The sequence below is a fragment of the Bacteroides sp. LFL-34 genome (assembly GCF_027257075.1).
In the GTDB taxonomy this organism is placed as follows: domain Bacteria; phylum Bacteroidota; class Bacteroidia; order Bacteroidales; family Bacteroidaceae; genus Bacteroides; species Bacteroides ovatus.
Map to the genome: position 1 here is coordinate 59,354 of NZ_JAPQKZ010000038.1, position 11,210 is coordinate 70,563.

The following is an 11,210-nucleotide window of genomic DNA, read 5'->3' on the forward strand; positions in this document are numbered from 1 at the left end:
TTTTTATCTTTTGTTTTCATACTTCTTCTTATCATTCATAGCTAAGTGAGCCAATGCTGCCAGCGCACGCTTTTTAATATTGTACAGATTAGCAACAGTTATTCCCATAGATAATGCTAAAAATTCAGGTTCGACCTCTTTGAGTACTAATTCCCTGATGACCATCACATACCGCTTATTCGACATCAGATCGAACAAACGTTCCAAATCAATCTTTGCGGCTATTTTCGATTCAGAGTCGTCTATTTCTTCTTCATGATTCTGCTCATAAAGAGGCTCTTTACTCTCGTCTTCTATCATCTGTTCACGTTTTTTCCGGGAACAGAAAAAACGAATTGCCACAATCTTAATCCATGTTCCAATGGTGCTACGTCCCTCAAAATTACGAAGAACGGCAGCATCATTCTTCATTAGATGATAGTAGAGTTCGCTGATACATTCATCGTAATCAACCTGGTAATCAAATATCAGCTTAATTACATTGATAAACAACGGACGATATTTTATGTTGAAAAACCAATCGGTGATTTTTTCATCCCGATTGATTAATCCGTCGACTATTTCCTGATCTGTCATATAGTTAGTTCTTTTTCAATCTAAAACTTAGCTCAACCACACACTGGTCATAAGGGATGGTTTCCGGATATTTACTTCTTAAAATATCATTATCGACGATGCATTTATGCTTCTTCTGCTGAAAGTCTTTATCTCCGTCACACGTTACAAATCCTTGCAGTTCCATACATGCATTCCAACGCAAATGTTCGCACTTACTCAAATTATCAAATAATGTACTGGAAACAACGTCACAAACCTTAGAATAGTTCAATGTATGGGCATCACGCTGCGTCAGCTCAACCATCTCTTTCAATCTTTCCTTATTATCTTTGCCATCCTCTCCCATGGCCCCGGCTAAAAACTTTTTGGTATCGATATGCCATACATTAGCCCTATCCTGCTCTTCCTGATAAGCCAATTTAATTTGTGCATCCAAGCTATGCTTGTCCTGCAATGCCTCTCTACGCGCATTCCATTCTTCTTCCGCTGTTTGCTTCAGGCTTTCCTTCGCTTTCTTCTTCTCTTCAATTTCCTTCTCATTCGTTTCAGGCATTGCGTCAATCATAATTTTCTGATATGCATAATAAAATTCCTTTGCCAATACTTCAAGCACATCTGTCGATACCACATCGTACGAGAATATTTCTTCCTGCGCTCCAAAAGTTATGATTACATCCCGGGTATTGCCATAAATATTAAAATACTCTTTTATTTGCTTCAGCTGAATGGTGTTGCAACTTCCATTGACGCGCAGATAAATCCTAAAATCATTGAAACAATCCTTTCTATATCGATAGGCATATTCGTAGAGATCAATCGCCAATGCCATCCCTTCATTATCATTTCCTATAGCAATTACAACATAGTTTAGATCATGAATGATTTCAGAAAATTTTTCCCAAAAACGTTCGGAATGGATAGACATTTCTTCACACCATTCCAACTCATTTTTCCTCTCCTTCAAGGCAGGTGCTTTCATTAAAAAATCACCTTTCAATTCATCTATATGTTCATCAACCACATATATTTTTTGAGGGTTCCTATTGCCATTTACATCGATCAATGCCCCAAACTCATATAGAAAACGAAATGCATCACGTCCGGTTTCTCCAAAGCCAATAATCATCGACGTAAAAGGTTTCTTTACACAAGCCTTCGATGTATCGACATCTACAAAATTCACGGGGTGATTCCTCACATTCTTTTTTAATTGCAATACAGCAAGATTAGACGAGTCGATGATATGAATCTGATGTTTCAACCCATCACATATTTCCAACTTCTGGTTCTGGTTGTTCTTACGCGCATGGCAATAAATCTGAACCTGATTATGGACTCTATCTTCTTTACATTTCGCTATTTCCTTAAAAACAGACACCGCCTCCAGATTCAGTTCTTCATTGGGAGACAAGAAATAGAAAGTTGCCTGCGGGTACTTCTTGATTAGGTTTCCCAATCTCCTCAATCCGAGATATTTGTATAAATCAAATTCCGATTTGACTTTATCTATAACCCGGCCTGTGATTCCAAATTTAGAGTTAACCAGTATGCCGTCAAGCTCTTCTATCTTTTCTATGAATTTTTCAGTTCCGTCATGAGACGAATTAAAGAAATGACTGAATGTGAACCGGCCATGAGAACTGCTTTCATTAGCAGAAAGCAACCTCACGAAAATGAACTTACAATTCTCCCATCCTTCTTCATTCTTCCCCTTTGGCTCTGCCGCTTTTTTTCTTATACTGTTAGCCAGCAATATCGCATTATCATTGACACCCCAGAAAATAAACAGCCGGCATTTCTTCTTTCTTGAAAGATTCGCCATACATAACCGCACCCATGAGATGAATCTGAATCCTAACAGTTTGATGATAAAAACCGCACTCACTATAACGGCCAGGAAATGTATCACAGAAAATATCGTCATGTAGAAAGGATCATGATGCAGATCTTCAGGAACCTCCAAAAGATCGGAATGCGAAGCGAACATTTCCATAGAAGACAGAGCAGACCTAAACGTCAATGCTATCGAATTACTATCACTCCTTCCCTCATTAAAAGCATACCAATATATCAGGAAACCTGCAATAAATACCGTACCTGCAATCCATTTCAGGTTATCCACTAAGAATTTCCGTTTCTTAAAAAGCAGGTATACTAAACCTATCCCGATAATGATTAACAAAAGGGTAGAATATCCCCATTGATTTAAAAAACAAGGGTCTGTCGCGTGCTGTGCATTGCATTCACCAGTTTGAGAGATTACTGTGCTTAACATATACATATTCGATAGATTGATTATTTATTCTACAAATTTATACAAAATATTGAATAACAAACAGATTAGTAACAAAAAACCTCCTGCAAAACGAATTTTGCAAGAGGCTTTCTTATTTCTTCTTTAATAAGATTATTCAGCTTTTTCTTTATTCTCCTCCGCTGGAGCTTCTGCAGGTGCGGGAGCATCCTCCACCGGCTTGTCAACTTTCACCTCTTCTCTTGAAACGTTTACAGTCACATTTACAGAAGCAGGCTGTGCCTGATATGGCATACGGTTTTTCGGATCTGCTCCGTAAGGATTAGGACCTACCGTACCATCTGCAAACAACATATACAATGCAAAAATCCAACCAATGATAGGCACACAGCACAACAAAATCAGCCAACCGGATTTGTTTAAGTCGTGCAGACGTTTCACCCCCTGTGCCAAAGAGAACCAGATGGAAGCAATCATAGCAGCAAGACCGATCAATAAACCAAATACTGATCCACCGGCCGATCCGCTGGCAGCACCCAAAATAAATGTACCTACACCAAGTGCCCATGCAATACTGGAAACTATACCACCGATAATGCCCGACAGGAAATATTCAATTCTACGAATACGCCCGTCAAATGAGAAAGGAGCTTTGAACATAATTTATTAAATTTATATGAATAAATAAGTGAGTTTTTATCCGTGTTTCTCAATATGAAAGCAAAGATATAAAAAAAATTAAATAAAGAAAGAAATCGGGCAAAAAGATTGAAAAAATGCCCTATTTTCTGTAGAAATCACAATTTCACTCCATCCCAATGCATCACTGCCACCCATTCTGTCGGCTGACAAGTTCCGCAAGAACGATGCGGAACCGTAGCGACCACCAAGTCACAATGGGAAGACAGTACGATTCTTAACTCCTTCAGCAACATATCCAGCTGAATAATCAAATGAAGATATTTCGTCATACACCGGATCACCCGTACATACTGATAAATGCACATATCCTCTCCCCGCCTTATCTCCCCTAATGTTTTAGGAGAGATAGCGAATTCGCTTATGAAAAAACTGTTACTGAAAATACGATCCATATCCATTAAAGCCAATACCAAATTGCTTAAAAACTCATAAGGTTCCTGTTTTTCTTTTGCCATGTCATTCTATGATTAATAAATTATAATATTTCATTTTTTATTTGCTTTATCAAGTGCTATCCACATAGGGAAGCAACCCTATTTTTAATATCCCGACCTTTGTTCCCGTTATCTGATAGTCAGGTAGCTCAATCTTACAAAAACAATTTTATATGAAAGTTTTAGAAGAAATCAAAGTCTCGGTTTACGAAAATGTGTATTCAAAAAAGCCCCGAGTCATGTCTTTCCTTGAAGTCATTATTATGTGCATTCATCCGATCTATGCCTCCATCATAAACGCTATTCGGCGGTACTATGCAGAAGGAGACCATGCCGCGGCACAGAAGCTGAAAAACCAACTCCCCTGCTTCACTCCGGCAGGCACATTCGACGGAGCGCACGCTATCAAAAACTTTCTTCTCCCCAGCCATATTGTCGGACTTGATTACGATCATGTAAAAGATCGTCTTCAAGTCATCCAACGTTGTGCGGCAGATCCCCACACAGTAGCGGCAATAGAAAGCCCTACCGACGGAGTGAAAGTTTTCGCCTATGTAGAAGGTATCGAAAACCGCCATCGTGAAGGGCAGCAACTAGTGAGCCGCTACTACAATCAACTGCTGGGATTGGAGAGTGACCCGGCATGCAAGGACGAAAGTCGCCTGTGTTATTTCAGTTATTCCCCCAACGGATATGTTGCGGCGCTCTATCAGGCATTTGTGTTGGAGCCACTTATAAAAGAAGAAACAAACACTTTCTCTGAAAATGAAGTGCTTCCTCCCTTTCCCCTTCAGGATAATACTCCGGAAAACGTGTCTGAAGAAGAAATCGCCCAATTTATTTCGTCCTATATTTTCTTTCATCCGCTAACAGCCGGTCAGCGCCATTCCAACGTCTTCAAACTTGCCTGCGAAGCCTGCCGCCGACACTATCCCCAGAAAAGCATATTACGCGAACTTTCTCTATTTTTCGAGCACACAGATTTTCGTTCCGAAGAGCTAACAAAGGTTTTATCGTCTGGATATAAACAAGTTAATGAACATGCACCCGCTTCCTCTCCGGCCAGCGACCCTTCTTTTCAAAAGGACATAAGGACAAAAAGACAATATAGTACTGCAGAAAATTCCGATACCGACGACGAAGCCTATTGGCTGGGAGAAGAATTCCGAAAAGGAACCCCTTTATTTCCCCGCAGTTTGTACAATAATCTTCCCGATCTATTAAATGACTGTATCATTGAAGACGGAAGCAAACGCGAACAAGATGTCGCTCTCCTTTCCGATCTCACGGCCTTGAGCGCAGCACTTCCGCAGACTTTCGGAATTTATAATCATAAAAAATACTCCACGCATATATTCAGTGTCATACTTTCGCCTGCCGCCAGTGGTAAAAGCATCGCCCAAACCGGACGATACCTGTTGGAAGAAATACATTCAGAAATTCTGTCTACCAGTGAATCTATGATGAAAAACTACCAGACTGTACATAATAACTGGCAATCAGAATATCAAAAACAGAAGAAGAAAGGAGAAGCATGCTCCGACGAACCGCAACGCCCTCCTTTCAAAATGCTATTCATTCCTGCTACTACCAGCTATACCCGCATGCAAATGCAGATGCAGGACAACGGTCCACAGGGAAGCATCATTTTCGACACGGAGGCACAAACGCTATCCACAGCCAATCATCTGGATTGTGGCAATTTCGACGATATGCTCCGCAAGGCTTTTGAGCACGAAAATATAGATTCTTCCTACAAAGCCAACGGCCTCATTCCGATCTATATACGCCATCCCAAATTGGCTTTGCTGTTGACGGGTACTCCTGGACAAATAGACGGCCTGTTGAGCAGCTACGAAAACGGATTGCCCAGCCGCACCCTGATTTACACTTTCCGCGAAGCTCCGCACTGGAAAGAAATGGGCGACGACTGCGTCTCACTGGAAGATTCTTTCAAACCGATTGCGCATCGTGTCTCCGAATTATATCACTTCTGTCTGGCTCATCCGGTTCTTTTTCATTTCAACCGCCTGCAATGGAACCGTCTGAATGAGATTTTCTCACGTATGCTGTCCGAGGTGGCATTGGAAGGCAACGATGACCTCCAAGCCGTAGTGAAACGCTATGCTTTTCTGGTGATGCGCATCAGCATGATCCAGACCCGTATCCGGCAATTTGAGGTAACCGATCTTTCTCCCGAGATTTATTGCACAGACGCTGATTTTGAGCGTTCTCTTCAGATCGTTCTATGTTGTTACGAGCATAGCCGGTTGTTGCACTCATCCATGCCGTCTCCTTCGGTCCGTCCACTGAAGAATCCGGACACTATTCGTAATTTCGTTCAAGAGTTGCCCGATAGTTTCACGACAGATGAAGCGATTCAGATTGGCGCAAAATATGATTTCAACCATCGTAAGGTAACACGTCTGCTAAAATCGCTTAATGGAGTAAAGATCAATAAGATATCTCATGGTTCTTACACCAAGATGAATGAGCAATAGTCACATCTGTCCTTTTTGTCCTTTTGTCCTTTTGAAGAGTCCGGAAAAACATCGGGAGATTTGAAAAAAACATCTCAATGATTGAAATCAAACATTGGGAAGTTTCGATACAAATCTCCCGATGTTTTTTCTTTTTATCTGTGCGCCTGTGTGCGTCATTATGCGTCATGCCGCTTTCCCGATGTAGTACTTTTGTCATGTAATCGATTACAAGGCAATTAGACAATTAAAAATTAATGATTTAAAATTAAAAGTTATGGCACAGAATTACACTCTCATGGCTCGTAAGAACCTGTTGAAACCTAGTGAAACTCCGAAATTTTATGCAGTGGCGCGTAGCGGTCGTAAAGTGACGGTCAAGGAAGTTTGTAAACGTATCACTGAACGTTCTTCTTACTCCAAAGGGGAACTAGAAGGTTGTATCGGTGAGTTTTTACTCGAAATCGTCAATGTACTGGATGAAGGAAATATCGTCCAAATGGGTGACCTGGGTAATTTCCGTATGAGTATCAAGACCGGTACTCCTACCGATACGGCAAAGGAATTCAAGGCATCATGCATTGATAAGGGCAAAGTGCTCTTCTATCCGGGTAGTGATCTCCGCAAGTTGTGTAAGACATTGGATTATACATTGTATAAGAGTGATTCTTCCACTGATTCGGATAAAGATCCACTTCCTGATGATGGCGGTGATGATAATCAGGGAGGTTCCGGCAGCGGGGAAGCTCCGGACCCGGCAGCATAATCAACCGGTTGTTGACTGGTTCTTGAGTTCATAATGTATCAGTAGTATTTATTCTTTAATTCAAATTTATATGAAAAAGCAACTTTGGAAAAACATTCTCCAGTTTATCGTGACTATCGCGACTTCGATCATTTCGGCTATCGGTGTAACGTCCTGCGTGGGACATTAATCTCCTGCTGACCGATATGGAAAATTCAGAAGAAAACTATCTCCCACGTGAGATTAAGTTGTTGGTGATTCATTGCAGCGCGACGCGCTGCAATGTTTCCTTCACCGTAGAGCAGCTTCGACAATGTCACCTGCAACGAGGTTTCAAGGATATAGGGTATCATTTTTACATCACCCGTAATGGAGAACTTCACCATTGTCGCCCGGTATCGGAGCCCGGTGCGCATGTGCGAGGTTTCAAATTATATAGTATAATTTATATATCCTGTTACTAAAATAGTTATATTTGCATCATTATTATTAGAATAATCTGAATATGAAGGCAATACTATTAGTAAGAGTTTCTACAAAAGCACAGGATTTCGACGAACAGGAACGAGAAATTTACAATATGGCTATCAAAGACGGCTATTTACCGGAGTGCATAATTCCTGTATGTGAAAAGGAATCCGGTATAAAGTTGGCAGAAGAAGAGCGTGCAGGATTAAACAAAATGAAAGAATTGATTGAAGAAGATAATGATATAAATTGTGTGTACTGTTGGGAAGTATCAAGAATTGCTAGAAGAAAGAAAATAAACTTCTCTGTATTGGATTATCTCACAACTCATAAAATACAGTTAGTAGTCAAGAATCCGTCTATACGGCTATTTAAAGATAATGGAGATATAGATGAGGGTGCAGAAATGGTATTCACTTTATTCTCCCAAATGGCAGAATCAGAAATGCGTACTAAACTAGCCAGGTGGAAACGTACAAAAGATGCTAAACGCAAAGAATCTATATATACTGGTGGCTGGATTTTATATGGATATACGGTAGATGAGACAACGAAGAAACTAATAATAGACGAGAAACAGGCAAATATAGTAAAGACGATATTTGCTTTATATTTGACAGGGAAATATAGTTATGGTAGTCTAGCTAAAGAACTAATGCAAACAGGGCTATTAGTAGGTTATACTTTGCTTACTGCTAGAAAATTTATATCATTAACTTTAAACAATTTAGCTTATGCAGGTTTGCCTTCTTCTACCAATAAACGTAATAATGTCAAGACGGAAGGAAATATATATCCTCAGTTAGTAACATTGGAAATGATAAATAAATGTAAAGAGATAGCCAAGAGTAATACAAACAAACCTAAAAAACAGTATAACAACTATTATTTCGGTAAAGGATTATTAAGGTGTCCTTACTGTGGTGGAATAATGGTTGCAAAGAAGAATAACAATACATATCATTGTCAAGAATGTACTAAAGGATTTTGGATACAGATAAATTTAGTTGACAGCATACTTTGGCATAGTTCTATTATGCTTTATGCAACTAAATTAGCACACAAGGATGATGAAGATAGAAAACAATATTACTGCCAACTAACAATATGCGACAGTAAAATTAAAACTTCTGAATCGCGAATTAAAGCAATGCAGGAAAGAGCGGAGGTAATAGAACATAAGGCTTATGTGGAGGGTACTCTATCAATAACGAAAGCTGATTCTTTTATTAATGAACTCAATAATAAAATAGACAAGGAAAGAAAAGAACTGAATAAGTGGATGAATGATAGAGCTACTATTCAAAATCTGTTGATTGAAGTGAGTAGAGATGACAAGGTTGTGAACTTAGATAAAGTAGCAGAAATAAAAGACGACAAAACAAGATATGATATTATCCACGAAGTTTTTGATTGTGCTTTTATAGACAAAATTGAACAGTATAAATATACTATTTCAATATATCCAAAACTTTGGAATCATCCACTTCAATACACTTTGAATACGAAAAAGAATACTGTCTTTACAGATGTCACAGAAGATATTCATCAACACTTAATAGGTAAATTTCACGCTATTGAAGATGGTGTAGAAGTTTTGCCAGTATCAGAAGAAATTAAATGCTACGAAGAAAGATTTAAGGCAGTAAGGAACAAAGAGAAAAACCGTTATTATAATGTAAAATATTGCAGAGAACATAAAGAAGATAATGCTAGAAGGCAAAGGGAATACAGAGCTAGGCAAAAGGCTTTAAAAGCAAAAACAATAAAGTAAAATAAAGTGCCAATCGATAATCACATTTTATTAATACTTCTAGTCGATTTTTTCAGTTTGTGGTACTAGTATTAGGTCACTCCCTAAAAACTTAGTACCTTTGTATCAATATATTACAAATAGTATATAAGATAGCACAGGCACAAAAGATACACTATTTTATCACCATTTTTTATTTAAAACAGTACCATGCAAACATTCACCTATGAAGAAATCAGAGAAAAAGCACTAAAACAAGGAATTGCAGATAACAGGCTTAGAGTTGGCTTATGGGCTAGTTCAAATGGCTATATTAAAAGCAAAAGAAAGATACAAGGGAAAGTCTATACGATTTATTTTGCACCACAACATTAATTAGATTCAGATACATCATTTATAAAATAAACCAATGACCTATGATTATTCATATTCCTACGGGAAAGCGATTCAATAATCGAAAAGAAGCAAAGATTTACTTTGGTAGTGCTTATTACTACAAGATAGAAAAAGAGAAGAAAGATTTACTATTTATAAACAATATTCAATCCGCTACTAATGAATATTCTACCCAAATTTTGCAGAAGCAATGCAACCGTCAACTATTCCATTCTAAATAGATTCAAACCTGCCAATATTTATAGATTTTTCTGTTTGTCTCTTTCAAGAGATGATTGGTATAATGTGAGAATTACTTTAGATGAATTAAAAAGAACAAGTGGTGGTAAATCAGTAAGCAGTTTTAATAAGAAATTTGAGGAGTACTTGGATATAAAGCCTTATTTTGTGGATAATGGTTTTTATTATCCAACTAGACGGAATATTTATCATATTCCTGCAATGGAAGAACAATGTATCACTATCTCCAATAAGTTTGCATTAATCGAACTGGATGCAGCGATAAAGGGCTTCTTTATCCAATTACTTCTATTATCCCAATATGGCAATATAGAGCTGATTAAGAAAAATATAATCAAAGCAATCGGAATAGATAAAAAGACTTATGACAAGTATATAATAAAACTTGTTGGTGCTGATTTAGTATCAATCACTACTCCCTTAACTTTACATACTGAAAATATTCTATTAGAAAATGATTTTTCCAAGCAGAAAAAACTATCCACGAAGAAAGTAAATAAAATAGTAGAGATAGATGATAATGGAAATATCATAATTCCCAAGTAAGGGGAAAAAGTGTTCTTTATTAATATATTAATATACAGTATTTTTTCCCTTGTACCTACCTGTTTTACAGAATAGGATGCAATAAAAGTGATTTTTTCTGTGTAAGGCAAAGTGCAGTGTTATTATTAGTATTACAAGCCATTCTTAGCTTTACATAGGTAAGGTAGTGGGGAAAAAGTATCTAATATTAATTATATATTATAACACACATTTTCCCCCACTACTAAAGAATTTAAACTTTATGTGCGCATGAACTTCATTTTTTAGGGTGACAGAGTATCTGTTCTGATTTTTAAAGATTAGGAGTTATATAGACTAATCCTGCACTTGAAGTATGAGACACTGAAAAATATGTCAATGCCCACAAATAAGCTCATTATAGAGACTTTGACGAATAAATTAGTCTACTCCCAACTAGAAACAAAAATAGCCGCAAGCGAGTACACTTACAAATGTGCTCAACTGCGGCTTTTTTTGTGGAACTTCTAAATTCTTGTCTAATACAAGGGATATAACAGTTCGCAATTTTAAATATGGGAGTTAATTTTCCCAATGGAAGTGTGGGAAAATGCAAATATGACCTGTTTGATTTACATATAATTCAAGGAGTTGAACCATTGACAAACAGGTAGTT

Annotated in this window: 11 protein-coding genes and 1 pseudogene; 8 read left to right on the top strand and 4 right to left on the bottom strand. The window is 37.9% G+C overall.

Annotation, left to right across the window (positions count from 1 at the left end):
- Positions 1-3 precede the first annotated feature (3 nt).
- The 4 genes from N5O98_RS20045 to N5O98_RS20060 all read right to left on the bottom strand — a co-directional run bounded on the left by N5O98_RS20045 (position 4) and on the right by N5O98_RS20060 (position 3,969).
- A complete protein-coding gene (locus tag N5O98_RS20045) occupies positions 4-576 on the bottom strand; it encodes a sigma-70 family RNA polymerase sigma factor (protein WP_004296637.1) in 573 nt (190 codons plus the stop codon).
- Positions 577-580: 4 nt separating this feature from the next.
- Complete coding sequence (locus N5O98_RS20050; protein ID WP_118161540.1) at positions 581-2,839, bottom strand: hypothetical protein; 2,259 nt, start codon at positions 2,837-2,839, stop codon at positions 581-583.
- Between the two features lie 126 nt (positions 2,840-2,965).
- Positions 2,966-3,472, bottom strand: coding sequence for a DUF805 domain-containing protein (locus tag N5O98_RS20055; RefSeq protein ID WP_004303897.1), 507 nt, complete (start codon positions 3,470-3,472; stop codon positions 2,966-2,968).
- A 137-nt stretch (positions 3,473-3,609) separates the two neighbouring features.
- Positions 3,610-3,969 (bottom strand): hypothetical protein, encoded by a 360-nt coding sequence (locus tag N5O98_RS20060; protein WP_004303898.1) that lies wholly within the window; start codon positions 3,967-3,969, stop codon positions 3,610-3,612.
- A 152-nt stretch (positions 3,970-4,121) separates the two neighbouring features.
- Between N5O98_RS20060 and N5O98_RS20065 the strand changes: the two genes are divergently transcribed.
- The 8 genes and pseudogenes from N5O98_RS20065 to N5O98_RS20100 all read left to right on the top strand — a co-directional run bounded on the left by N5O98_RS20065 (position 4,122) and on the right by N5O98_RS20100 (position 10,576).
- On the top strand, positions 4,122-6,449 hold the full coding sequence (locus tag N5O98_RS20065) for a DUF3987 domain-containing protein (RefSeq protein WP_032856017.1): 2,328 nt from the start codon (positions 4,122-4,124) through the stop codon (positions 6,447-6,449).
- A gap of 256 nt (positions 6,450-6,705) precedes the next feature.
- On the top strand, positions 6,706-7,194 hold the full coding sequence (locus N5O98_RS20070; protein ID WP_004296631.1) for an HU family DNA-binding protein: 489 nt from the start codon (positions 6,706-6,708) through the stop codon (positions 7,192-7,194).
- Between the two features lie 70 nt (positions 7,195-7,264).
- Positions 7,265-7,363, top strand: a complete 99-nt coding sequence (locus N5O98_RS20075) for a smalltalk protein (protein WP_004303901.1) — start codon at positions 7,265-7,267, stop codon at positions 7,361-7,363.
- 16 nt (positions 7,364-7,379) lie between these two features.
- Positions 7,380-7,616: pseudogene (locus tag N5O98_RS20080) on the top strand (N-acetylmuramoyl-L-alanine amidase); the annotation flags it as partial.
- Between the two features lie 62 nt (positions 7,617-7,678).
- Positions 7,679-9,415: a recombinase family protein gene (locus N5O98_RS20085; protein ID WP_004308433.1), complete on the top strand. Its 1,737-nt coding sequence runs from the start codon at positions 7,679-7,681 to the stop codon at positions 9,413-9,415.
- A 189-nt stretch (positions 9,416-9,604) separates the two neighbouring features.
- Positions 9,605-9,769 carry a hypothetical protein gene (locus N5O98_RS20090; protein ID WP_181982449.1) on the top strand — a complete coding sequence of 55 codons (165 nt, stop codon included), beginning with the start codon at positions 9,605-9,607 and terminating at the stop codon, positions 9,767-9,769.
- Positions 9,770-9,810: 41 nt separating this feature from the next.
- Positions 9,811-10,011 (top strand): hypothetical protein, encoded by a 201-nt coding sequence (locus tag N5O98_RS20095; RefSeq protein WP_002559006.1) that lies wholly within the window; start codon positions 9,811-9,813, stop codon positions 10,009-10,011.
- 64 nt (positions 10,012-10,075) lie between these two features.
- The gene (locus tag N5O98_RS20100; protein ID WP_258987463.1) at positions 10,076-10,576 is read left to right on the top strand and encodes a hypothetical protein; all 501 of its coding nucleotides are present in this window, start codon (positions 10,076-10,078) and stop codon (positions 10,574-10,576) included.
- Positions 10,577-11,210 lie beyond the last annotated feature (634 nt).